The organism is Actinomadura napierensis (assembly GCF_039529375.1).
Taxonomy (GTDB): Bacteria; Actinomycetota; Actinomycetes; order Streptosporangiales; family Streptosporangiaceae; genus Spirillospora; species Spirillospora napierensis.
This window is the reverse complement of the sequence record NZ_BAAAMR010000006.1, coordinates 127087-150746: the sequence shown is the minus strand read 5'-3', so window position 1 is coordinate 150746 and position 23660 is coordinate 127087. Positions and strand designations below refer to the sequence as shown.

The 23660-nt window shown below is 72.5% G+C and carries 18 protein-coding genes and 1 riboswitch; of the genes, 14 read left to right on the top strand and 4 right to left on the bottom strand.

All coding sequences use genetic code 11. The annotated features are described in order from the left end of the window. The first annotated feature begins 27 nt into the window (after positions 1–27). The 12 genes from ABD296_RS06000 to ABD296_RS05945 all read left to right on the top strand — a co-directional run bounded on the left by ABD296_RS06000 (position 28) and on the right by ABD296_RS05945 (position 15594). Positions 28–762 carry a hypothetical protein gene (locus ABD296_RS06000; RefSeq protein WP_344262322.1) on the top strand — a complete coding sequence of 245 codons (735 nt, stop codon included), beginning with the start codon at positions 28–30 and terminating at the stop codon, positions 760–762. A gap of 225 nt (positions 763–987) precedes the next feature. Then, positions 988–2790, top strand: a complete 1803-nt coding sequence (locus ABD296_RS05995; RefSeq protein ID WP_344262320.1) for a PP2C family protein-serine/threonine phosphatase — start codon at positions 988–990, stop codon at positions 2788–2790. Positions 2791–3272: 482 nt separating this feature from the next. After that, a riboswitch (cyclic di-AMP (ydaO/yuaA leader) is annotated at positions 3273–3428 on the top strand. A gap of 12 nt (positions 3429–3440) precedes the next feature. Beyond that, positions 3441–4265 carry a CHAP domain-containing protein gene (locus ABD296_RS05990; protein WP_344262318.1) on the top strand — a complete coding sequence of 275 codons (825 nt, stop codon included), beginning with the start codon at positions 3441–3443 and terminating at the stop codon, positions 4263–4265. Positions 4266–4468: 203 nt separating this feature from the next. Next, the gene (locus ABD296_RS05985; RefSeq protein WP_344262316.1) at positions 4469–7354 is read left to right on the top strand and encodes a bifunctional glycosyltransferase/CDP-glycerol:glycerophosphate glycerophosphotransferase; all 2886 of its coding nucleotides are present in this window, start codon (positions 4469–4471) and stop codon (positions 7352–7354) included. Then, positions 7332–8636, top strand: a complete 1305-nt coding sequence (locus ABD296_RS05980) for a glycosyltransferase (protein WP_344262314.1) — start codon at positions 7332–7334, stop codon at positions 8634–8636. Before ABD296_RS05985 ends, ABD296_RS05980 begins: the two co-directional genes overlap by 23 nt. 27 nt (positions 8637–8663) lie before the next feature. Continuing rightward, a complete protein-coding gene (locus tag ABD296_RS05975; protein ID WP_344262350.1) occupies positions 8664–9842 on the top strand; it encodes an acyl-CoA dehydrogenase family protein in 1179 nt (392 codons plus the stop codon). Then, positions 9839–10618, top strand: coding sequence for an SDR family oxidoreductase (locus tag ABD296_RS05970; RefSeq protein ID WP_344262312.1), 780 nt, complete (start codon positions 9839–9841; stop codon positions 10616–10618). Before ABD296_RS05975 ends, ABD296_RS05970 begins: the two co-directional genes overlap by 4 nt. Positions 10619–10627: 9 nt before the next feature. Further along, positions 10628–11245, top strand: coding sequence for a TetR/AcrR family transcriptional regulator (locus tag ABD296_RS05965; RefSeq protein WP_344262310.1), 618 nt, complete (start codon positions 10628–10630; stop codon positions 11243–11245). Between the two features lie 20 nt (positions 11246–11265). Then, entirely contained in the window at positions 11266–12420 is a 1155-nt protein-coding gene (locus ABD296_RS05960; protein WP_344262308.1) for an acetyl-CoA C-acetyltransferase, read from the top strand. Positions 12421–12485: 65 nt separating this feature from the next. Continuing rightward, entirely contained in the window at positions 12486–13658 is a 1173-nt protein-coding gene (locus ABD296_RS05955; RefSeq protein ID WP_344262306.1) for an NADH:flavin oxidoreductase, read from the top strand. Positions 13659–13692: 34 nt separating this feature from the next. Then, positions 13693–14679 (top strand): SDR family NAD(P)-dependent oxidoreductase, encoded by a 987-nt coding sequence (locus ABD296_RS05950; RefSeq protein ID WP_344262304.1) that lies wholly within the window; start codon positions 13693–13695, stop codon positions 14677–14679. Positions 14680–14781: 102 nt separating this feature from the next. After that, positions 14782–15594, top strand: coding sequence for an FAS1-like dehydratase domain-containing protein (locus tag ABD296_RS05945; protein ID WP_344262302.1), 813 nt, complete (start codon positions 14782–14784; stop codon positions 15592–15594). On the opposite strand, the gene ABD296_RS05940 is transcribed toward ABD296_RS05945, so the two are convergent. The 3 genes from ABD296_RS05940 to ABD296_RS05930 form a co-directional block, all read right to left on the bottom strand. After that, positions 15591–17255, bottom strand: coding sequence for a glycerol-3-phosphate dehydrogenase/oxidase (locus ABD296_RS05940; RefSeq protein WP_344262300.1), 1665 nt, complete (start codon positions 17253–17255; stop codon positions 15591–15593). The genes ABD296_RS05945 and ABD296_RS05940 overlap by 4 nt on opposite strands. Positions 17256–17350: 95 nt before the next feature. Beyond that, positions 17351–18868, bottom strand: a complete 1518-nt coding sequence (gene glpK / locus ABD296_RS05935) for a glycerol kinase GlpK (RefSeq protein ID WP_344262298.1) — start codon at positions 18866–18868, stop codon at positions 17351–17353. A 96-nt stretch (positions 18869–18964) separates the two neighbouring features. Then, the gene (locus ABD296_RS05930; RefSeq protein WP_344262296.1) at positions 18965–19792 is read right to left on the bottom strand and encodes an MIP/aquaporin family protein; all 828 of its coding nucleotides are present in this window, start codon (positions 19790–19792) and stop codon (positions 18965–18967) included. A gap of 251 nt (positions 19793–20043) precedes the next feature. On the opposite strand from ABD296_RS05930, the gene ABD296_RS05925 reads away from it, so the two are divergent. Both ABD296_RS05925 and glpK (ABD296_RS05920) read left to right on the top strand, forming a co-directional pair. Further along, positions 20044–20811 carry an IclR family transcriptional regulator gene (locus ABD296_RS05925; protein ID WP_344262294.1) on the top strand — a complete coding sequence of 256 codons (768 nt, stop codon included), beginning with the start codon at positions 20044–20046 and terminating at the stop codon, positions 20809–20811. Positions 20812–20907: 96 nt separating this feature from the next. Next, entirely contained in the window at positions 20908–22434 is a 1527-nt protein-coding gene (gene glpK / locus ABD296_RS05920; RefSeq protein WP_344262292.1) for a glycerol kinase GlpK, read from the top strand. Positions 22435–22450: 16 nt separating this feature from the next. Here glpK (ABD296_RS05920) and ABD296_RS05915 read toward each other — a convergent pair whose 3' ends face one another. Continuing rightward, positions 22451–23602, bottom strand: coding sequence for an acyl-CoA dehydrogenase family protein (locus tag ABD296_RS05915; RefSeq protein ID WP_344262290.1), 1152 nt, complete (start codon positions 23600–23602; stop codon positions 22451–22453). Positions 23603–23660 lie beyond the last annotated feature (58 nt).

The window sequence follows — 23660 nt, the reverse complement described above, 5'->3', positions numbered from 1 at the left end:
GATTACTCTAGCGCAGTCTGGGGGGTCGTGCGTACCGGGTTCGGTGAGGTGCGGGCCTCGTGGGCGGTCTTCGATCTGGCGGTGGGGCGCGCGGTCGTGGAGCGGCGGCCGGCGGAGGTGTTCCGGGCGGCATCGGTGGTGAAGGTTCTCCTGGCGCTCGACTTCTTGCGGGGGCGCGTGGTGCGGGGGAGGGACCGGGAGTTGGTTGAGGCGATGTTGCGGGTTAGTGATGACGCGGCGGCGGACGAGGTGTGGGAGCGGGGTGGGCGGGCGGAGGTCGTTGAGCGGATGGTGCGGCGGATCGGGTTGCGGGAGACGGTGCCGCCGCCGGAGGGCATGTCCGGGTGGTGGGGTTACACGGGGATAAGTGCTGGTGATGTGGTGCGGGTTTATCGGTATGCGGCGGGGGTGCCGGAGGGGCGGTTCGTTCTGCGGGAGTTGCGGAGGATGGCCGCTAGGGGCGCGGACGGGTTCGATCAGGTCTTCGGCATTCCGAAGGCGTTGCCCGGACGGTGGGCGGTCAAGCAGGGGTGGTCGGGGTTCGAGGACGTGCCGGACGGGCGGCCGGCGCCGGAGGCGCTGGGGCTCGGGCGACCCGCGCTGCACACGACGGGGCTGGTCGGGGGCAAGATCGTCGTAGTGTTGACCTTGCATCCGGAGGGGACGTCCGTCGAGGTGGCGGCGGGGCGTGTGACGTCGCTGGCCGGACGTGTGATGCGGGTCACAGGGACGCCCATGGGTTCGTTCCCGGAAGGTCAGTGAAAGCGGTCTTATCGGGGCGAAAAGAAAAAGACGGGTAAAGATCCGGGCTGCTAACGAAGATGGCGGCCAACGGACCTTCGCCGACGTATGTAGCTTTTTTCTCCCAGGGCATGAAACGCCGAATGGGGGACTGGGGTGTCGGAAGCGGACGGCACGTGGGGACCGCCCGGAGTGCACGCGGCGGACCTCGAGGGGCTGCGGGGGGCGGCGCACGACCGTGCGGTCATGGCCGAGGCGCGCGTGGTGCTGGCCCGTCGGCTGGGGGTGCCGCCCGGCGAGGCCCTGCAGCACCTCATCTGGCTCGCCCGCGACCTGGAGATGGAGCTGCCGGAGGCGGCGGCCATGGTCGTCCAGGGCGGGGGCGCCGGGACGGAGGGCGCGGTGGTGGCCGGGAGGCGGGCGCCCCGCGCGGAGGGCACGGCCCAGCGGGGCGTGGTGTCCGAGGCCGAGGACCTGCTGCACCGGCTGGCGGCCGAGGACACCGGTGGGGACGACGGCCTCATCGCGGACCTGCCCGCGGACCCGGTGGCGCGGGGGCTGCTGGACGGGACCCTGGATTCGGCGGCGCACCTGGTGCCGGTGCGGGGTCCGGACGGCGAGGTCCAGGACTTCCTGTACGCCGAGCTCAACGGGGCCGCGCGCGACCTGTTCGGGCGCGGCCCCGAGGAGCTGACCGGGCTGCGGCTGCTGCGGACGGACCCGGGCGCGGCGCTCAGCGGGCTGTTCGAGGAGTACGTCGCGGTGCTGGAGGGCGGGACGACCCTGGACCGCGACTCGATCATGTACTCGACCGTCCAGGGCGGGCTGTCGCGCTCGTCGCGGATGAGCGTGCGGTGCGTCCAGGTGCCGACGGGCGTCTGCGTCACCTGGCGGTACCACTCCGGCGAGGACCGCAGCGCGCGCCGGCTGGAGCGGGTGGAGCGGCTGGCGCTGATCGGGTTCGGCGAGTGGGACCTGGTCACCGGGCAGGCGGACTGGACGCCGCAGATGCTGGCCAACTACGGGCTGGGCCCGGACGAGGTGCCGCCCGCGCCGCACGACCTGCCGAAGGTGGTGGCCGAGGACGACCTGCCGCTGGTGGAGGAGGCCGTCCAGACGATGTTCTCCCGCCGGGAGCCGGTGGAGGCCGAGCACCGGGTGATCGGCAAGGACGGCGCGCGGCGGAATCTGTGGCTGTTCGCCGAGCCGGTGCTGGACGCCGCGGGGCTGCCGGTGTCGATCAACATCGTGTCGCAGGACATCACCCGGCGTCGCGGGGTGGAGCGGGCGCTGGCGGAGACCCGCCGGCAGATGCTGAAGCAGCAGGCGCGCACGGCCCAGGAGCGCAAGGTGGCGGTGACGCTGCGCCGGGCGATCCTGCCGGACGAAGAGGAGGTCGGGCAGCTGCCGGGGCTGCGCGTGGCGATCCGGGCGCTGGCCGCCGAGAGCACGGCGCGGATCGGCGGGGACTGGTTCGCCACCCGCGCGATGCCGGACGGCCGGGCGCTGTTCGCGATCGGGGACGCGGCGGGGCACGGCCTGCCGGCGGCGGCGTCGATGGCGCGCAGCCGCAACGGGCTGCTGGGCCTGTCGTGCACCGGCGAGCCGGCGGGGCGGCTGGTGGGCTGGCTGAACGAGCTGGTCGGCAGCATGGACCCGCCGGCGACGGGGACGGCCATCGTCGGCCATTACCGGCCGGAACAGCGCGTCATGGAGTGGACGTGCGCCGGGCACCTGCCGCCGATCCTGGTGCGGGACGGCCACGCCGAGCCGCTGGAGGTCTATCGCGACCCGCTGCTCGGCGCCCTGCCGGATTGGGAGTACAAGACGATCTCCACGGAACTGCGGCCGGGGGATCTGATCTTCCTTTACACCGACGGGCTGGTGGAGCGCCGCGACGCCGACCTGGACGAGCGGATAGCGCGGCTCACCGGCATTCTCCGGGATTCCTCGGCGGGGCCGGAACTGGCGCTGGACGAGGTGCTGGCGCGGATGGAGCACGACCGGGCGGCCGACGACACCACGATGTTCGCCCTGCACGTGGAGTGATCATGCCCTGGTCAGACCCGCCGGTGACCAGGGGTGATGCACAGCACACCGGCGCGGGGAAGGCGGGGCCGGTGTGATCTGCGACGCGCGCCGGTCCGCGTCCGCGCATCCGCGCCCGCCCATCGCCATTTGATCATTTTACCTTTCCCGGCGCTCGCGACGGTTATCGAAATCGCCCTTCCCATAAGGGTTTCCGGCGCTCCGGACAAAGATCGCCGAGAGCGCGCGGCCGGGGGCGCTCGATCATCCCGCGGAGGGGTGCTGACCAGGCAAAAGATCCTTTTGCTCCTGGTTTGCTTTTCCGCTGAGCGTTGGTACCTTCTTTCCCGAATCACGCAGCGCGTTCCATGCGTTGCACGCCGGCCGCTTCCATGCGCGGCCGAGGGTCGCGGAGCGGGCTCCGCACGCGACGCGCGCCACACGATGCGCGCCCTCCTCGAGATCAGTCGCTGAGATACATCCGAATATCCGGCACCGCGTTCCGCGGTGCGAGGCCGAGTCCGTCCAGGTCCACCCGACCGGACGGAGCCGGGGACCCAAGGTTCCAGGGGTGAATCGGCGCGTCCGTCAGTACGCGCCGTAGGGCTCTTCCATGCCCGAATCCGTCAGCTAACCCGGTAGGCGTCATGGGAGACAAGGAGATTCCCTGCATGACCGGTCGTTTCGATCGTCTTTTCGAGAACATCGCCCCCCGACTGAGCGCGCTGCGCCTGAACGGCGCCGCCCCCCGCGCCGCGCTCGCCCGCATGAGCCCCGAGGACCGGGCCGTGGGCGTCGCCGTGGCGGGTGTGATGGCCGGGGCGGTCGGACTCGCGATCTTCAACCCCCTGAGCGGGGACACCGCGTCCGCCGAGACCCCCGCGCAGGCCGCCGCCGCGGTCAGCCGCGAGGGGGCGGTCGCCGGCAGGTCCGAGCACGTCAAGTCCGAGCACCTCAAGTCCGAGCGCTCCGAGTCCGGGCGCTCGGCGCGCAAGGCGAGCACGGTCGACGCGTCGACCGTGATCAAGCTGGCCAAGTCGCAGGTCGGCGTGGAGGAGGGCCGGAACGGGTCCACCAAGTACGCGGACTGGTACGCCTCCACCTCGCACGCCGCGGTGACCGCCCGGCGCGACGGCGGCAGCGTCGGCGACTACAAGGGCGCCGAGTGGTGCGACATGTTCGTCTCCTGGCTCAGCGCGCAGACCGGCGTGCGGAACATGGGCTGGGACGCCTACACCGTCCAGCACGCCACCTGGTTCAAGGACGAGGGCAAGTGGGGCACGAAGGCCCGCCCGGGCGCGGTCGTGTTCTTCGACTGGCAGAACGGGTCCCGCGGCGGGATCGACGGTATCGACCACGTCGGCCTCGTCGTCAAGGACAACGGCAACGGGACGATCAGCACGGTCGAGGGCAACACCGGCAACGCCGTCCAGGAGAAGGTCCGCGACAAGTCCGAAGTCGTCGGCTACGGATACCCGGACTACGCCAAGTCCTGATCGCCACCACCGCGCGGAAAAGATCATTTTTGTGCGGAGAGAAGGCGCCCGGTTCCGGCCGGGCGCCTTTGGCGTTCCCGGGGTGATCTGCCAGGGCCTGTCGGGTAATGCTAAGCATTGACAGCTTTTGATCAGAGTTGGCCCTTGACGCCTCCTTGATGGAAAGGAATCCCTGCACGCCGAGGAGCGGAAGGGGATGGCCCATGCGGGTGCGCCCGGATGTCAGCGTGGTGGTGATCGCCTACAACGACGCCCGGCGGCTGCCGCGGGCGGTCGCCTCGTCGCTGGCGCAGTCGCTGGGCGGCGTCGAGACCGTGGTCGTCGACGACGCGAGCACCGACGCCACCGGGGAGGCCGCCGAGCGGCTCGCCGCCGCGCACCCCGGCCGGGTCCGGGCGGTGCACCTGCCGGTCAACTCCGGGGGCTGCGGCCGGCCGCGCAACGTCGGCGTCGAACGGTCGGACGGCCGGTACGTGATGTTCCTCGACAGCGACGACCTGCTCGACCCGCACGCCTGCCTCAACCTGCTCTCGGCCGCGCAGGAGAGCGGCGCGGACCTGGTCTCCGGGCGCTGCGACCGGGTCTTCCTGGACCTGCCCGAGGGCGCCAAGGACCGGGTCCGCCCCTGGTACCCGTGGCTGTACCAGCGGAGCGCGGTGTACGGGTCGCTGGAGGAGAACCCCGACCTGCTCTACGACACGCTGTCGACCAACAAGCTCTACCGGCGGGAGTTCCTGGAGGACGGCGCGCTCCGGTTCGTGGAGCGGCTGCACTACGAGGACCTGCTGTTCAGCGCCGAGGCCTACCTGGCGGCCCGGCGCACGGCCCTGATCCCGCACCGGGTCTACAACTGGCTGGTCCGGGACCGGACGGTGATGCCGACGATCTCCAACCGGCGGGACGAGCTGCACAACTTCGCCGACCGGCTGGAGATCCACCGGCGCATCGACATGCTGTTCGAGCTGCGCGGCGCGGACGGGCTGAAGCACGCCAAGGACGTCAAGTTCGTCAACCACGACCTGCTGCTCTACCTGCGCGAGCTGCGCGACCGCGACCCGGTCTACCGGGCCCGGTTCCTGGATCTTGCCGCCGGCTACCTGGCCGGGCTGGACCCGGTGGTGTTCGAGGCCGCGAACCCGCTGCCCGCGATCGCCGCCTACCTGATCAAGGAGGGCGACCAGGCCGGGGCGCTCGCCGCGGCCGAGTACCTCCCGGACCGGGGGTGCGAGCTGCACGCCCCGCTGGTGGAGCGGGACGGGCGGATCTTCTGGGGCGCGGGCCCGCCGCGCGGCGACCTCGGGCGCCGCGTCCTGGACGTCACCGACTTCGGCTTCCATCTGTGCCCGCTCAAGGAGCTGCGGCCGGCCGCCACCGTGACGCGGCTGGAGGTGCGCGGCGGACGCGCGCACATGGCCGGGCACGTGCTGAACCCGCTGGGCCGGGTCCCGCCCGGCGCGAAGCTGGCGGCGTCGCTGGAGTTCCGCGACCGGCGCCACGGCGCCCGCCGGATCCGGGTGCCCGCCGAGATCGTCCACGAGGGCGACCGGCTGGCGTGGCGGGCCCGGTTCGATCCGCGCGCCCGTGTCCGGCCGCTCGGATTCGCCGATCCCGTGTGGGACGTCCGGCTCCGCGTGACGGCGGACGGTGAGGAGATGATCACCCGGCCGGGGCCGCCCGCCGGCCCCGGCGCGCCGGACCTCTCCGGTGTCGGACTGCCCGTCCGGCCCCGGCTGACGCGCCTCGCGGGGGACACGCTGTGCTCCTACGTCACCGAGGGCGGGCACCTGGCGTTCACGCTCCAGACCGGCGACCCGCGGAGGCGGCGCGCCGCCGGCGCCGTCGCACGCGCGGCCGCCAGCCCGCCGGCGCGGCTCGGCCGGAGGCGGGCGCGGCGGCTGGAGAGGTCCGTGCGCCGCACGCTGACCTCGGGCCGGACCAAGGCGGTGGTGTTCAACCGGGTGCTGACCCGGTTGCCCGTCCGCAAGGGCCTGGTGGTCTTCGAGAGCCACCTCGGCCGGCAGTTCTCCGACAACCCGAAGTACATCTACCGGGAGCTGCGCCGCTCGGGCCGCCCCGTCGAGGCGGTCTGGTCGTACGCGTCGTCCACGGACGGGTTCCCGTCCGACGCGACGCTGGTGAGACGCGGTTCCTGGCGTTACCACCTTGCCCTGGCGCGGGCGCGGTTCTGGATCGACAACCAGGGCTATCCGGCGGACCTGCGCAAACGCCCCGAGACGACCTACATCCAGACCTGGCACGGGTCGGCGTACAAGCTGATGGGGCTCGACCAGCCCCGGCTGAAGAGCGGCCCCGCGTCGGACCGGACCCGGCTCGCGCGGATGGTCGACCGCTTCGACTGCTTCCTTGTCCGCTCCGACCACGACGTGGACACCCTCGCCAAGGGGCTCGGCGTCCGGGCCGAGCTGCTGCCGGCGGGCTACCCGCGCAACGACCCGCTGGTCACCGGGGTCGGCGGCGACGCCGAGCTGGCCGCCGAGGTCGACGCGCTGCGCCGCTCCCTCGGGCTGGACGACGGGCGCCGCGCCGTGCTGTACGCGCCGACGTTCAGGACCGGGCCGAAGGGCAGGCCCGTCAGACGGATGGAGCCGCCCGTGGACCCGGCCCGGTTCGCCCGCGAGCTCGGGGACGAGATCGTCCTGCTCGTGCGCCCGCACTACCTGTGCCGGGCGAACCTGCCGCCGTCGGCCGCGCGGGCCATGCGGGACGTCGGGGGAGTGCCGGACGTGACGCCGCTGCTCCTGCTCGCCGACGCCCTGGTCACCGACCATTCGTCGGTCATGTTCGACTACGCGCTGCTGGACCGGCCGATCGTTCTGCACCTCCCGGAGGACGACCCCGCCGCCGGCTACTTCGACCTTGAACTGCACGCGCCCGGTCCGGTCACGCGGACCGAGGACGAGCTGATCGCCGCGCTCGCGGACCTGGACGCCGCCGGGTCCGCGCACGCCGCGCGGCGCCGTGCCTTCGCCGAGCGGTTCGGCGAGCACGACCGCGGAACCGCCGCGCGCGCGGTGGTGGACCGTTACTTCGGAGAAAGGAGCGCCCATGGTTCCCACCGGAACCGCTGACCGCGCGCCGCGCGACGTCTTCATCGTCTGCAACAACGTCGACGAGATGGGGGGCCTGCAGCGCTGGGCGCACCACATGGCGCGGATGCTGGCCGGACGCGGCGACCGCGTCACCCTCGTCGGGATCACGCGGGCGGAGGTCGGACACCACCACGGCCGCGACGACTCCTACACGGTGGAGGTCCTGCACGACGCCTGGCGCCCGCCGGTTCTGGAGTGGCGGCCCGGCCGGCTGCGGCACCGGCTGAACATGGCGGCCCAAGGACGCGACGTGTGGCGCGCGGCCGTCCAGCGGCGCGGCGCCGGCCGCCTGACTCGGATGTTCGCCGCGGCCCGTCCGGGCGCCGTCGTGATCGTGCCGCAGGTCTGGGCGATGGAGTGGGTCCGGCGCGCCGACACCTCGGGGATGCGGGTCGTCGGCATGAGCCACGAGTCCTACAAGGCGACGCGCAAGTCCACGCGGTACGAGCGGGTGAAGCGGCACTTCGCGCACGTCGACCGGTTCCTCACGCTGACCCCGGAGGACGCCGACGCGTGGGCCAGGGACGGCATGACCAACGCCGACCACGTCCCGAACGCGCTCCACGTGACCCCGGCCGTCTATCCGACGCTCAATCTCCCGGCGGTCGCCTGCGTGGGGCGCCTGTCCTACGAGAAGGGGATCGACCTGCTGCTGGAGGCGTGGCAGCGGGTGCACGAGCACCATCCGGACTGGCGGCTGCACATCTACGGCGACGGCCCGGACGAGGAGGCGCTGCGCGAGCAGGCGGCCGCCGCCGGCCTGTACGGCACGGTCGAGTTCCGGGGCGTGGTCGCCGACGTCGAGGAGGCGCTGGTCGAGGCGTCGGTGTTCGCGCTGCCGTCCCGGGCCGAGGGCGTGCCCATGTCGGTGATGGAGGCGATGGCCTACGGGTTGCCGACGGTGGCGTTCGACTGCGCGCCGGGCGTCCGCATGCTGCTCGGCGAGCGGGGCGGGGAGACGGGCGGCCTGCTGGTGGAGCCGGGCGACACGGCCGCGTTCGCCCGGGCCCTGCAACGGCTGATCGAGGACCCGGAGCTGTGCTGCGAGCTCGGCGCCGAGGCGCGCGCGTCGGTGCAGCGCTTCCATCCGGACGCGGTGCTCGCCCGCTGGGACCGGCTGTTCGACCTGCTCCACCGTGATCTCCCGGACGTGCGGGAGCCCGCCGCGAACGAGCGGCCCGCCCTGCCCGCGCCCGAGCGCACGCGGGCGGCCGGGCGTGCGGCCGAGGCGGAACCGGCCCTGGAGGCCGATTCTTTCTAACAACTGTTTGGTAGAGTTCGCGGCGTGATGCAGAACGAGTCCCCGGCGGACCGGGAGTTCCGCGCCGAGGTCCGCGGCTGGCTGGAGGCCAACCTGTCGGGCGGGTTCGCGCACGCGCGCGGGCTCGGCGGGCCCGGCCGCGAGCACGAGGCGTTCGAGGAGCGGCTGGCCTGGGAGCGGCACATGGCCGCGGCGGGCTGGACGTGCGTGGGCTGGCCCGAGGAGCACGGCGGCCGCGGCGCCACCGTCCGGCAGCAGGTGATCTTCAACGAGGAGTACGCGCTCGCCGACGCCCCGGCGCGCGTCGGCCACATCGGCGAGAACCTGCTCGGCCCCACCATCATCGCGTTCGGCACCGACGAGCAGCGGGCCCGCTTCCTGCCGCCGATCGTCGCGGTCGAGGAGCTGTGGTGCCAGGGCTACTCCGAGCCCAACGCCGGCTCCGACCTCGCCAACGTGCAGACCCGCGCCGAACTCGCCGGCGACCACTGGACGATCGACGGGCAGAAGGTCTGGACGTCCAACGCCCTCGAATCGGACTGGTGCTTCGTCGTCTGCCGCACCGAGCCCGGCTCGTCCCGCCACCACGGCCTGTCCTACCTGCTCGTCCCGATGAAGCAGGACGGCGTGGACATCCGGCCGATCGTCCAGCTCACCGGCACCTCCGAGTTCAACGAGGTCTTCTTCGACGGGGCCCGCACCGACGCCGGCGACATCGTCGGCGCGCCCGGCGAGGGCTGGAAGATCGCGATGGCCACGCTCGGCTTCGAGCGCGGCGTCGCCACCCTCGGCCAGCAGGTCGGGTTCCGCCGCGAGTTCGAGGGCGTGCTCGACCTCGCCCGCCGCACCGGCGCCATCGACGACCCGCTGCTGCGCGACCGGCTCACCCGCGCCTACGCGGGCCTGGAGGTCATGCGGCTGAACGCGGTGCGCACCATGGCGGGCGTCGCGTCCGGCGCCCCCGGGCCGGAGTCGTCGATCTCCAAGCTCGTCTGGGGCACCTGGCACCGCGAGCTCGGCGAGCTGGCCATGGACGTCCTCGGCGCCGCCGGGATGGTCGCCGACGGCGAACCGTACGACCTCAACGACTGGCAGCGGCTGTTCCTGTTCTCCCGCTCCGACACGATCTACGCCGGCTCGAACGAGATCCAGCGCAACATCATCGCCGAGCGCGTGCTCGGTCTCCCCAGAGAGGCTCGCGGATGACGCCGCCCCCCTACGTCCCCGGACACGGCCTGCTGAAGGACCGCGCCGTCGTGATCACCGCCGCGGCCGGCGCCGGGATCGGCGGCGCCACCGCCCGCCGCTGCCTGGAGGAGGGCGCCCGCGTCCTGATCTCCGACGCGCACGAGCGGCGGCTCACCGCGTCCGCGCAGGAACTGGAGAAGGAGTTCGGCGCCGACCGGGTCGCCGCACTGGCCTGCGACGTCACCGACGAAGAGCAGGTCCAGGCCCTGTACGCGCTCGGCGTCGAGCGGTTCGGCCGGATCGACATCGCCGTCAACAACGCCGGCCTCGGCGGCACCGCGGACCTGGTCGACATGACCGACGACCAGTGGGGCCGCGTCCTCGACATCACCCTGAACGGCACGATGCGCTGCACCCGCGCCGCGCTGCGGATCATGCGCGACCAGGGCGCCGGCGTCATCGTCAACAACGCCTCGGTGATCGGCTGGCGGGCGCAGAAGGGCCAGTCCCACTACGCCGCCGCCAAGGCCGGCGTGATGGCCCTCACCCGCTGCTCCGCGCTGGAGGCCGCGGAGTTCGGCGTGCGGATCAACGCCGTCTCGCCGTCCCTCGCCATGCACCCGCACCTGGTCAAGGTGACCTCGGAGGAGCTGCTGGACGAGCTGACGCGGCGCGAGGCGTTCGGCCGCTACGCCGAGCCCTGGGAGGTGGCCAACGTTATCGTCTTCCTGGCCAGCGACTACTCCTCGTACATGACCGGGGAGGTCGTCTCCGTGTCTTCCCAGCACGCTTAGGAACCGACCATGAGTCCACGACGGCGCGACGCCGAGGGCACCGCCGCCGCACGCGCGGAACGGCGGGCCGAGCTGCTCGCCACCGCCGCCGAGGTGTTCGCCTCGCAGGGGTACTCCGCCACCACCATCCGGAAGGTGGCCGACGCCGCCGGGATCCTCGGCGGCAGCCTCTACTACCACTTCGACTCCAAGGAGGCGATGGCCGACGAAATCCTGTCGACCTTCCTGGACGAGATGTGGGCGGCCTACGAGCGCGTCCTCGCCGCCGGCCTCAGCGCTCGCGACGCCCTGGAGGGCGTCATCGTCGAGTCGTTCCGCTCGATCGACCGGCACCGGCCCGCCGTCGTGCTCTACCAGAACGAGTCCAAGCACCTCGCGACCAGCGAACGCTTTCATTACCTGCTCGAATCGCAGCGCCGGTTCGAGAAGATGTGGCTCTCCCTGCTGGACCGGGGCGTCGAGGAGGGCGCGTTCCGCGCCGACCTCGACCGGACGCTGATCTACCGCTTCATCCGCGACACCGTCTGGGTCGCGGCCAACTGGTACCAGCACGGCGGGCGGCTGTCCGCCGACGACATCGCCAAGCAGTACCTCGCCATGGTCCTCGAAGGCATCCAGGCGAGCTAGCCCCGAAGGAGACACCCCCCATGGCCGAGGCCTACATCGTCGAAGCGGTCCGCGCGCCGGTCGGCCGCAAGAAGGGCGGGCTCGCCGGCGTCCACCCCGCCGACCTCGGCGCCCACGTGCTGAAGGCGCTGATGGACCGCGCGAAGGTCGACCCCGCCGCCGTCGAGGACGTGGTGTTCGGCAACGTCGACAGCGTCGGCCCGCAGGCCGGCGACATCGCCCGCACCTGCTGGCTCGCCGCCGGGCTGCCCGAGGAGGTCCCCGGCGTCACCGTCGACCGGCAGTGCGGCTCCTCGCAGCAGGCCGTCCACTTCGCGGCACAGGCCGTCCTGGCCGGGACATCCGACCTGGTCGTCGCGGGCGGCGTGCAGAACATGTCGCAGATCCCGATCTCGTTCGCGATGACCGCCGCCGAGCCGCTCGGCTTCACCCAGGGCCCGTTCGCCGGCTCCAAGGGCTGGACGGAGCGGTACGGCGACGCCGAGGTGTCGCAGTTCAACGGCGCCGAGATGATCGCGCGCGACTGGGACATCTCCCGCGAGGAGATGGAGACGTTCGCCTACGAGTCGCACCAGCGGGCCATCCGCGCGATCGACGAGGGCCGGTTCGAGCGGGAGATCGTGCCGCTGGAGGGCGTCACCGCCGACGAGGGCCCGCGCCGCGACACCACCCGGGAGAAGATGGCGGGGCTGAAGACCCTCGTCGAGGGCGGCCGGCTCACCGCCGCGCTCGCCTCGCAGATCTCGGACGGCTCCGCCGCGCTGCTCATCGCGTCCGAGCAGGCCGTCAAGGACCACGGCCTCACCCCGCGCGCCCGCATCCACCACCTCTCCGCGCGTGGCGAGGACCCGATCCGGATGCTGTCCGCGCCGATCCCCGCCACCGCGCACGCGCTGAAGAAGACCGGCATGACGATCGGCGACTTCGACGCCGTCGAGATCAACGAGGCGTTCGCGCCGGTCGTGCTCGCCTGGCTGAAGGAGACCGGCGCCGACCCGGCGAAGGTCAACCCCAACGGCGGCGCGATCGCCCTCGGCCACCCGCTCGGCGCCACCGGCGCCCGGCTGATGACCACGCTGCTGCACGAGCTGGAGCGCACCGGCGGCCGCTACGGCCTGCAGACGATGTGCGAAGGCGGCGGCCAGGCCAACGTCACCATCCTCGAGCGCCTGTGATCGGTCCGGGCCCGCGGAAGACCGCGGGCCCGGCGCTTCCCCCCCGCCCCTGATCGGAGTTCGGTGTGGACGTCTTCGAGAGCGCGAAGCTCGGGCCCGTCACCCTGCGGAACCGGGTCATCAAGGCCGCCACGTTCGAGGGCATGACGCCGGACGCCCTCGTCACCGACGACCTGATCGAGTACCACCGGCGGCCCGCCGCCGGGGGAGTGGCGATGACGACCGTCGCCTACTGCGCGGTCGCGCCCGAGGGACGCACGGAGCGGCGGCAGATCCATATGCGGCCCGAGGCCGTTCCGGGGTTGCGGCGCCTCACCGACGCCGTGCACGCCGAGGGCGCCGCCGCGTCCGCGCAGATCGGGCACGCCGGGCCGGTCGCCGACGCCAGCTCCAACAAGATGCGGGGGCTGTCGGCCGGGCGGTTCTTCAACCCGCTCGGCATGCGCTTCACCAAGGCGGCGACGGCCGAGGACATCGAGCGGGTCACCCGGGCGCACGCCGACGCGGCGCGGCTCGCGATCGAGGCGGGGTTCGACGCCGTCGAGATCCACTTCGGGCACAACTACCTGGCCAGCTCGTTCCTCAGCCCGCGGCTGAACAAGCGCGACGACGCCTACGGCGGGCCGATCGAGAACCGCGCGAAGGTCGCGCTCGGCATCGCCCGCGCGGTGCGCGACGAGGTCGGCGACCGGATCGCCGTCACCGCGAAGATCAACATGCGGGACGGTGTGCCGGGCGGGCTGGAGATCGACGACAGCCTGCAGGTCGCCCGGTGGCTGCAGGAGGAGGGAACCGTCGACGCACTGGAACTGACGGCGGGCAGTTCCCTCCTGAACCCGATGTACCTGTTCCGCGGTGGCGCGCCGGTCAAGGAGTTCGCCGCCAACTTCAAGCAGCCGCTGCGGACGGGCATCCGGATGTCCGGCACGAAGTTCTTGCGCGCCTACCCGTACCAGGACGCCTTCTTGCTGGAGCACGCCCGTCGGTTCCGCGCCGAACTGGACCTGCCGCTCATTCTGCTCGGCGGGGTCACCAACCGCGAGACGATGGACAGGGCGATGGCGGAGGGCTTCCAGTTCGTCGCGATGGGACGTGCGCTGCTGCGCGAGCCCGACCTGGTCAACCGGATCGCGCAGGACCCATCGACGCGTTCGCTGTGCATTCACTGCAACCGCTGCATGCCGACCATCTACACCGGCACCCACTGCCCCGAGATCCCGGCGGAGAGCCTGCCTTGACTTAGAGTGCGCTCTAACTCGTAGCGTACGGTGCATGATCACTCCGCAACGCAGGATCGATTCGGGCTTCGGTTTCGACAGCACGGCGCGGGACGTCCTGGACGGCATCGACCTCTCGGGGAGGCTGGCCGTCGTGACCGGCGGCTACTCCGGGCTCGGGCTGGAGACGACCCGCGCCCTGACCGAGGCCGGTGCGCACGTGGTGGTCCCGGCGCGCCGTCCAGCGGCGGCGAAGGAGGCGCTCGACGGGATCGGCGGCGTCGAGGTGGACGAGCTGGACCTCGGCGACCTGGAGAGCGTGCGGTCCTTCGCCGACCGGTTCCTGGCGTCCGGCCGCGGCATCGACATGATCATCGGCAACGCGGCGGTCATGGCCTGCCCGGAGACCCGGGTCGGGCCGGGCTGGGAGGCGCAGTTCGCCACCAACCATCTCGGCCACTTCGCGCTCGTGAACCGGCTGTGGCCGGCGGTCAGGCCCGGCGCCCGGGTCGTCGCCGTCTCCTCGCAGGGGCATCACTTCTCCCGCATGCGCTGGGACGACCCGCACTTCACGCGCGGCTACGACCGGTGGGAGGCGTACGGGCAGGCGAAGACCGCCAACGTGCTGTTCGCCGTGCACCTGGACGCGCTTGCGAAGGACGCCGTGCGCGCGTTCTCGCTCCATCCGGGCAGCATCCTCACGCCGCTGCAGCGCCACATCCCGAAGGAGGACAAGATCGCCTACGGGTGGATCGACGAGGACGGCAACGAGATCGCCCAGGGCTTCAAGACCCCGGAGCAGGGCGCCGCGACGGCGGTGTGGGCCGCGACGTCGCCACGGCTGGACGGGATGGGCGGCGTCTACTGCATGGACTGCGACATCGCCGAACCGACGCCGGCCGACATTCCGGAGGTCCGCGGCCGGAAGGCCGGCGCGCCCGCGCCCCTCGGTGTCCGGCCCTACGCGACCGACCCGGACGAGGCCGCCCGGCTGTGGGCGTACTCCGCCGAGCTGACCGGCGTCGACGCGTTCGCGAAGTAGGGCGCCCCGGCCCGGGCTCCCCGCCGCGGGGCCCGGGCCCGGCGCCGTTCCCGCCGGTCGGCATAATCCCTGGGGAACGACGGACGGCCGAGAGGTGGGGCGATGATCGACGTCGGCGGCTGGTCGCCGGAACCGGTGGAGGCGGCCGAGGTGATCGACGCCGCGCCGTCGGCCGCGCTCGCGGGGCTGCTGGACGTCGAGCCGCCGGGGGAGGAGCTGCCGCCGCTGTGGCACTGGCTGCACTTCCTCGAACGGCCCGCGCAGCGCGAGCTCGGCCCCGACGGCCACCCGATGGCCGGGCACTTCCTGCCGCCGATCCCCGACCGGCGGCGCATGTTCGCCGGCGGCCGGTTCCGCGTCCGCGAGCCGCTTCGCGTCGGCGACACCGTGACGCGCCGCGCCGAACTGGCCTCCACGGCGGTCAAGCAGGGACGCAGCGGCGAGATGTTCTTCGTGACCGTCCGCCACACCTTCCTCCGGGACGGTGCGGAGATCGCGGTGGAGGAGCAGGATCTCGTCTACCGCAGCGGCGATGCGGCGTCCCGCCCGCCTGAGGTGTCCTTCGAGGCGCCCGACGTGCGAACGCCGTGGACGCTGCCGGTGACCGCCGACCCGGTGCTGCTGTTCCGGTTCAGCGCGCTCACCTACAACGCCCACCGCATCCACTACGACGAGACCTACGCGACCGAGGTCGAGGGGCACGGCGGGCTCGTCGTGCACGGGCCGCTGCTGGCGATCCTGTGCCTGGAACTGCCGCGCAGGGCGGGCCTGAAGGTGACGGAACTGTCGTTCCGCGCCCGCAGGCCCGTCTACGCGCGGCACCCGTTCGCGGCGGCGGGTTCCCCGGACGGGGAGCTGTCGATCGAGGCGCCCGCCGGCGTCACCGCGATGACCGCGACGTTCACCGCCGGCTAGGCCGCCGTCACGGGCGGCTCCACGACGGCCGGCGCGTCCCGGCGCTCCGCCCTGATCTGCAGGACGTAGCGCTTGACCTCGTCGGCGGCGTCCTCGCGGGACCAGCCGAGCCGGGGCGCGATCAGCTCGGCGACGTGCGCCGCCGCGGCGAGGCCGCCGTCCCACTCCTCGATCGACGCGCGCAGCCGCCGGGCCAGGACGTCTTCCAGGTGCAGGGCGCCCTCGTGCGTCACCGCGTAGACGGCCTCGGCGCACAGGTAGTCCTCCGCGCCGGGGATCGGGGCGCCGAGCGCCGGATCGGCGGCGACCAGGGCGAGGACGTCCTGCGCGCACGACCCGTACCGGTGCAGCAGATGCTCGATCCGCGCGACGTGCAGCCCGGAGCGGGCCGCGAGCCGGCGCCGCTCGTTCCACAGCACCTCGAAGCCGACCGCGCCCATGATCGGCAGCCGTCCGGTGACCGACGCGGGCACCGACTCGTCCAGGCCCTCGGCGACCACGTCGATCGCGTCCCGCGCCATCACCCGGTAGGTGGTGAACTTGCCGCCGGTGACCACCACCAGGCCGGGCACCGGCTCCGCGACGGCGTGCTCGCGCGAGAGCCGCGCGGTGTCGTCCATCTCGCCGGACAGCAGCGGCCGCAGCCCCGCGTACACGCCCTCCACGTCGTCCATGGTCAGCGGCGTGCGCAGCACCGCGTTCACCCGCTCCAGCAGGTAGCCGATGTCGGTGTGGTCGGCGACCGGCTCGTCGGGGCCGTCGTCGTGCGGGGTGTCGGTCGTCCCGATGAGCCAGTGCCGCCCCCACGGGATGATGAACAGCACGCTGCGTTCGGTCCGGGTGATCAGCCCGGTGCCCATCGGGATGCGGTCGCGCGGCACCACCAGGTGGACGCCCTTGGAGGCGCGCACCGCGAACGCCGCGCGGGACCCGGTCATCGCCTGCGCGCCGTCGGTCCACACGCCGGTCGCGCAGACGACCCGGCGCGCGCGGACGGTGATCTCCCGGCCGCCCTCCAGGTCCAGCACGTGCGCGCCGGTGACCCGCTCGCCCTCGCGCAGGAACCCGGTCACCTCGGCGCGCGTGGCGACCCTGGCGCCGTACTCGGCGGCGGTGCGGGCGACCATCATCGTGTAGCGGGCGTCGTCGACCTGCGCGTCGTAGTACTGGATCGCGCCGACGAGCGCGTCCGAGCGCAGGGCCGGCGCCTCCCGCAGCGCCCGGCGGCGCGTCAGCTGCCGGTGCCGGGGCAGCGACCGGGCGCCGCCCATGGTGTCGTACAAGGTGACGCCCGCGCTGACGTACGCCCGCTCCCACACCCGGTTGCGCAGCGGATACAGGAACTGGACGGGCCGCACCAGGTGCGGCGCGAGCCGGTGCAGCAGTAGGCCCCGCTCCCGCAGCGCCTCCCGGACCAGTCCGAAGTCGCGCTGCTCCAGGTAGCGCAGCCCGCCGTGGATCAGCTTGCTGGACCGGCTGGAGGTGCCGGCCGCCCAGTCGCGCGCCTCCACCAGGGCGACGGACAGGCCCCGGGAGATCGCGTCGAGCGCGGCGCCCGCGCCGACGATGCCGCCGCCGACGACCAGGACGTCGAACTCGGTCTCGGCCAGGGCGCGCAGGGTGTCCTCGCGGTACCGAGGGCCGAGGGCTACGGATGTCACTGCATGCTCCCGATGAGGAGTGGTCGGTCAGGAAGGTGCGGGCGGGGCCGGCGCCGGTTTCCCGGCCCCGCCGCGCGTCGTGGCCCCGGCCGGGTCTAGTCCACGTCGACCCAGTCGAGGGTGCGGCTGACGGCCTTCTTCCAGCCCGCGTAGCCGGCCGTGCGCTGCTCGTCGTCCCAGGTGGGCTGCCAGCGCTTGTCCTCGTTCCAGTTCTGGCGCAGTTCGTCGGTGTTGTTCCAGAACCCGACGGCGAGGCCGGCGGCGTAGGCGGCGCCGAGCGCGGTGGTCTCGGCGACCACCGGGCGCGACACCGGCACGCCGAGGATGTCGGCCTGCATCTGCATGCACAGCTCGTTGGCGGTGATCCCGCCGTCGACCTTGAGGGTGTCGAGGGCGACCCCGGAGTCCTCGCGCATGGCCTCGACGACGTCGCGAGACTGGTAGCAGATGGATTCGAGGGTGGCGCGGGCCAGGTGGGCGTTGGTGTTGAACCGTGACAGCCCGACGATGGCGCCGCGCGCGTCCGACCGCCAGTACGGCGCGAACAGGCCCGAGAACGCGGGGACGAAGTAGACGCCGCCGTTGTCCTCGACCTGCCGCGCAAGCGCTTCGCTCTGCGCGGCGCCGGAGATGATGCCGAGCTGGTCGCGCAGCCACTGCACGGCCGACCCGGTCACCGCGATGGATCCCTCCAGCGCGTACACCGGCTTCTCGGACCCGAACTGGTAGCAGACCGTGGTCAGCAGCCCGTTCTTCGACCGCACCAGCTCGTTGCCGGTGTTGAGCAGCAGGAAGTTGCCGGTGCCGTAGGTGTTCTTGGCCTCGCCGGGCGCGAAGCACACCTGGCCTACCGTCGCGGCCTGCTGGTCGCCGAGCGCGGCCGTCAGCGGCACCTCGCCGCCGACCGGGCCGTCGGCGCGCGTCACCCCGTAGCCGCCGGGCGCCGAGGACGGCCTGATCTCCGGCAGCATCTGGCGGGGGATGCCGAAGAACGACAGCAGCTCGTCGTCCCAGTCGAGGGTCTCCAGGTCCATCAGCATGGTGCGGCTGGCGTTGGTGACGTCGGTGACGTGCACGCCCCCGTCCGGTCCGCCGGTGAGGTTCCACAGCACCCAGCTGTCGGTCGTCCCGAAGATCGCGTCGCCCTTCTCCGCGGCCTCCCGCACCCCGTCGACGTTCTCCAGGATCCACTGGATCTTGCCGCCGGAGAAGTAGGTGGCGGGCGGCAGCCCGGCCTTGCGCCGGATGACGTCGCCCTTGCCCTCCCGCTCCAGCGCCGAGGCGATGCGGTCGGTGCGGGTGTCCTGCCAGACGATCGCGTTGAAGTAGGGACGCCCGGTGCGGCGGTTCCACACCAGCGTCGTCTCCCGCTGGTTGGTGATCCCGAAGGCGGCCAGGTCGGTGTGGCCGAGGTTCGCCTTGTTCAGCGTGCTCTGGATGACCGCGCGGGTGCGCTCCCAGATCTCGGTGGGGTTGTGCTCGACCCAGCCGGCCCGCGGCAGGATCTGCTCGTGCTCGAGCTGGTGGCGGGCGATCTCGTTGCCGCCGTGATCGAAGATCATGAACCGGGTGCTGGTCGTGCCCTGGTCGAGCGCTCCGACGAAGTCAGCCATGTGCGGATTCTCCAGTGGGAAGGGACGGACGGGTCGCTGCGCTCATGCCGGTTGCTCGTGGGGGGACGACCCCCCACACCCCCCGGATCGCTGCGCTCATGCCGCCTCGTACTCGGGCTCGGGCTTGGCGACGTCCGGCTCTGCGTCGTCGCCGGACGGCAGGAACCAGCCGATCAGCAGCTTGTACAGGCCGGCGCCGAGCACGCCGCCGATCAGCGGGGCGACGATCGGCACCCAGAAGTAGAGATCCCCGTTCTGGTCCTTCCAGGCGCCGCCGTAGCCGGTGATGAACGAGGCGAGCCGGGGCCCGAAGTCGCGCGCCGGGTTGATCGCGTACCCGGCGTCCGAGCCGAACGCCATCCCGATCGCCACCACCAGCAGCCCGATCAGGAACGGGCCGAGGTTGGCCAGCGGCGGCGCGTTGCGCACGTCGGTCAGCGCCTTGATCACGAACAGCAGGATGGCGGTGCCGATGACCTGGTCGCGGAACGCGCCCCAGGTGCCGACCGGCAGGCTCCCGTTGCCCGGCAGCGTGGAGAACACGCCCTGGGTCTTGATCGTGTGGCCGGGGTCGACCTTGGCCAGGATCTCGCTGTAGTTCCACCGGACGATCAGCGCCGCGATGAACGCCCCGGCGGTCTGCGCGGCGATGTAGGGCGCCACCTTCCGCCAGGAGAACTCCTTGAAGGCGGCCAGCGCGACCGTGACCGCCGGGTTGAGGTGGGCGCCGCTGATCCGCGCGGCGACGTAGACGCCGAGCGTGACGCCGAGGCCCCAGGCCCAGGCGATGCTGTCGTGGTCGCCGATGTTCGCCCCGGCGACCTGCGCGACGACGCCGACCCCGAACAGGATCAGGATCATCGTCCCGGCGAACTCGGCGGCGAGCTCACCGGCCAGCGGTGGGATTTTCCGGCGTTCCGCCATGTCTGTGCTCCTCGGCTGCGGGGGTGGACGCATAGCCCCATGAGGCTGGCCCCGAACGTAAGCCGGGGATGACCCGGAAACAACGGAAGACTGCCGACAATGTCGAACACTTTCCCCCATCGCCCGGCGCCGGTTACCCTCCCCCCTGTGCACCAGATCACAGAATCCGGGCAGTTCGGGACGGAAACGGCGGTGATGACGACGGCTGCCGACATTGTCGGCACCCTGGCCCGAGAACTAGCATCGGATTCATGCCCGGACCTGTGCAGTCGATCGAGCGGGCCGCCGCCATCCTGCGGCTGCTCGCCGCCAGTTCCGGCCGGCTCGGCGTCGGCGAGATCGCCAGCTCGCTCGGGCTCGCCCGCGGCACCGCGCACGGCATCCTGCGCACCCTGGAGCGGGTCGGCTTCGTCGAGCAGGACGGCGGCACCGGGAAGTACCAGCTCGGCGCCGCCCTGCTGCACCTCGGCACCAGCTACCTGGACGTCAACGAGCTGCGCTCCCGCGCGATCAACTGGGCCGACGCGCTGGCCTCGCGCAGCGGCGAGGCCGTCCGGATCGGCACCCTCCTCGACGGGAAGGTGCTGGTCGTCCACCACGTCTTCCGGCCCGACGACACCCTGCAGGCGCTGGACGTCGGGTCGCTGCTGCCGCTGCACGCGACCGCACTCGGCAAGGCGCTGCTCGCGCACGACGCCAACGCGGCGGCGTCGATCCGCGACACCGAGCTGGAATCCTACTGCCGCCGGACGATCACGGACCCGCGCCTGCTCGCACGGGCCGCCACCCGGGTCCGGGACAACGGCTGGGCGGCCGAGGTCGAGGAGCTGTCCATCGGCGAGGCCGGCATCGCCGCCCCGATCCGCGGGTACGGGGGACTCGTCGTCGGGGCCATCGGGATCTCCGGGGCGGTCGAGCGGATCTGCGACGCCGCCCGCGTCCCCGAGCCCCGGCTGGTGGCGTTCGTGCGGGACGCGGCCCGCGCCGTCTCCCGCGACCTCGGGGGCTCGCGATGGTGACGGCCGGGGGCCGCTGGTGAGGGGACGCGCGAGGGCGGCGGGCGGCCGGCGGAACCGCGGGACGGGGAAGGGGCACGGCGGGGGAGAGGGCGCAACGTGACCGAACGCTACGTGATGTCGATCGACCAGGGCACCACCTCGACCCGGTGCATCCTGTTCGACCACGGCGGCCGGCTGGTGTCGGTGGCGCAGCGCGAGCACCGGCAGCACTTCCCGCGGCCGGGCTGGGTCGAGCACGACCCGATGGAGATCTGGCGCAACCTGGAGCGGATCGCGCCGGAGGCGCTCGCCCAGGCGGGCGTGACCGCGAACCAGGTCGCGGCCGTCGGCATCGCCAACCAGCGCGAGACCACCGTGCTGTGGGACCGGCTCACCGGCGCGCCGATCGGCCGCGCCATCGTCTGGCAGGACATGCGGACCGGGTCCCTGGTCGACGAGCTGGGCCGCGCGCCCGGCGCCGCGATCGTCACCGAGCGCAGCGGGCTGCCGCTGGCCACCTACTTCTCCGCGCCGCGCGTCCGCTGGCTGCTCGACCACACGCCCGGCCTGCGCGAGCGCGCCGAGCGCGGCGAGGTGCTGTTCGGCACGATGGAGAGCTGGCTGATCTGGAACCTCAGCGGCGGCGTCGACGGCGGCGTGCACGTCACCGACGTCACCAACGCCAGCCGCACGCTGCTGATGGACCTGCACACGCTGTCCTGGGACGACGACCTGCTGGCGTTCTTCGGGGTGCCGCGGGCGATGCTGCCGGAGATCCGGTCGTCCACCGAGACCTACGGGACGGCCCGCAAGGTCATCCCCGGGGTGCGGGTCGGCGCCGCGCTCGGCGACCAGCAGGCCGCGCTGTTCGGCCAGACGTGCTTCGCGCCCGGCGAGACCAAGTGCACCTACGGGACGGGCGCGTTCCTGCTGATGAACACCGGGACCAAGCCGGTGCGGTCGGAGAACGGGCTGCTCACCACCGTCGGCTACAAGATCGGCGACGAGCCGGCCGTGTACGCGCTGGAGGGCTCGATCGCGATCACCGGCGCGCTCGTCCAGTGGTTCCGCGACGGCCTCGGCCTGATCACCACCGCCCCGGAGATCGAGACGCTCGCCCGCACCGTGAGCGACAACGGCGGCTGCTACATCGTGCCCGCGTTCTCCGGCCTGTTCGCCCCGCACTGGCGCAGCGAGGCCCGCGGCATCATCGTCGGCCTGACCTCCTACATCACCAAGGGCCACCTGGCGCGGGCGGTGCTGGAGGCGACCGGCTGGCAGACCCGCGAGGTCGTGGACGCGATGAACCGCGACTCCGGGCTCAGCCTCAGGGAGCTGAAGGCCGACGGCGGCATGACGTCGGACAACCTGCTCATGCAGATGGTCGCCGACATGCTGAACGTGCCGGTGGCGCGGCCGATGGTGGTCGAGACCGTCTCGCTCGGCGCCGCGTACGCCGCCGGGCTGGCCGTCGGCTACTGGGCGGGGCTGGAGGGGCTGCGGCGCAACTGGCATCGCGCGGCCCGCTGGGTCCCGGCGATGGAGGCGGGGCGCCGCGAGCACGAGTACGACAACTGGAGGCGCGCCGTGGAGCGCACCTTCGACTGGATCCGGGCGGGCGAGGAGCCCGACGAGGGGCTCTGACCCGGCCCGCGTCGCGTCATATCCGGTTCCGCCCGATCAGCTGCTTGACGATGACGTTGCGCTGGATCTCGTTGGTGCCCTCGCCGACGATCATCAGCGGGGCGTCCCGGAAGTAGCGCTCGACGTCGAACTCGGTGGAGTACCCCGCCGCGCCGTGGATCCGGACGGCGTTCAGCGCGATCCGCATCGCCGCCTCGGAGGCGTAGAGCTTGGCCATGCCCGCCTCCATGTCGCAGCGCTCGCCCGCGTCCAGCCGTTCGGCGGCGTCCAGGGTGAGCAGCCGCGCCGCGCGCAGCTCGGTGGCCATGTCGGCGAGGTAGTTGCCGACGGACTGGTGCTTCCAGATCGGCTTGCCGAACGCCTCGCGCTCCTGGGCGTAGCGGACGGAGTCGTCCAGGGCGGCCCGGGCGACGCCGAGCGCCCGCGCCGCGACCTGGATCCGGCCGACCTCCAGGCCGCGCATCATCTGCGCGAACCCGCGGCCCTCCTCGCCGCCGAGCACGGCGTCCAGCGGCGCCTCGTAGCCGTCGAACGACAGTTCGCAGCTCTCCACGCCCTTGTAGCCGAGCTTCGGCAGGTCGCGCGAGACCGCCAGGCCGGGGCCCTTCTCGACCAGCAGGACGCTGATGCCGCGGTGGCGGGGCTCGGCGTCCGGGTCGGTCTTGCACAGCAGCGCGATCAGGCCGGACGTCCGCGCGTTGGTGATCCACATCTTGGCGCCGTCGATCACGTACCGGTCGCCCTCGCGCCGCGCGGTGGTGCTCATCGACTGCAGGTCGGAGCCGCCGGACGGCTCGGTCAGCGCCATCGTGGCGCGCAGCTCGCCGGTCGCCATCCGGGGCAGGTACCGGCGCTTCTGCTCCTCGGTGCCGAAGACCGCGAGCAGGTGCGAGACGACCGTGTGCCCGCCGAACGCGCCCGCGAGCGACATCCAGCCGCGCGCCAGCTCCTCGGTGACCATCGCGTAGCAGGTCTTGGAGACCGACACCTCGCCGTACGGCTCGGGCACCGCGAGCCCGAAGACGCCCAGTTCCTTCATGCGGGCGACGAGGTGCTCGGGATACTCGTTCGCGTGCTCCAGGTCGCGGGCCGCCGGGCGGACCTCCTTGTCGACGAAGTCCGCGACGACCTCGACGACGGCCCGCTCCTCCTCGCTCAGCGTGAACACGGCTGCCGGTCTCCTCCCGCCCCTGGCGCTTTCGAACGCCTTTTCATATATTTGATTT

Excerpts from the sequence above, each read along its gene's own strand:
- ABD296_RS05995 (WP_344262320.1), top strand. The coding sequence starts at position 988 with ATGGCCGAGGCGCGCGTGGTGCTGGCCCGTCGGCTGGGGGTGCCGCCC.
- ABD296_RS05990 (WP_344262318.1), top strand. The coding sequence starts at position 3,441 with ATGACCGGTCGTTTCGATCGTCTTTTCGAGAACATCGCCCCCCGACTG.
- ABD296_RS05985 (WP_344262316.1), top strand. The coding sequence starts at position 4,469 with ATGCGGGTGCGCCCGGATGTCAGCGTGGTGGTGATCGCCTACAACGAC.
- ABD296_RS05980 (WP_344262314.1), top strand. The coding sequence starts at position 7,332 with ATGGTTCCCACCGGAACCGCTGACCGCGCGCCGCGCGACGTCTTCATC.
- ABD296_RS05975 (WP_344262350.1), top strand. The coding sequence starts at position 8,664 with ATGCAGAACGAGTCCCCGGCGGACCGGGAGTTCCGCGCCGAGGTCCGC.
- ABD296_RS05970 (WP_344262312.1), top strand. The coding sequence starts at position 9,839 with ATGACGCCGCCCCCCTACGTCCCCGGACACGGCCTGCTGAAGGACCGC.
- ABD296_RS05965 (WP_344262310.1), top strand. The coding sequence starts at position 10,628 with ATGAGTCCACGACGGCGCGACGCCGAGGGCACCGCCGCCGCACGCGCG.
- ABD296_RS05960 (WP_344262308.1), top strand. The coding sequence starts at position 11,266 with ATGGCCGAGGCCTACATCGTCGAAGCGGTCCGCGCGCCGGTCGGCCGC.
- ABD296_RS05950 (WP_344262304.1), top strand. The coding sequence starts at position 13,693 with ATGATCACTCCGCAACGCAGGATCGATTCGGGCTTCGGTTTCGACAGC.
- ABD296_RS05945 (WP_344262302.1), top strand. The coding sequence starts at position 14,782 with ATGATCGACGTCGGCGGCTGGTCGCCGGAACCGGTGGAGGCGGCCGAG.
- glpK (WP_344262298.1), bottom strand. The coding sequence starts at position 18,868 with ATGGCTGACTTCGTCGGAGCGCTCGACCAGGGCACGACCAGCACCCGG.
- ABD296_RS05930 (WP_344262296.1), bottom strand. The coding sequence starts at position 19,792 with ATGGCGGAACGCCGGAAAATCCCACCGCTGGCCGGTGAGCTCGCCGCC.
- ABD296_RS05925 (WP_344262294.1), top strand. The coding sequence starts at position 20,044 with ATGCCCGGACCTGTGCAGTCGATCGAGCGGGCCGCCGCCATCCTGCGG.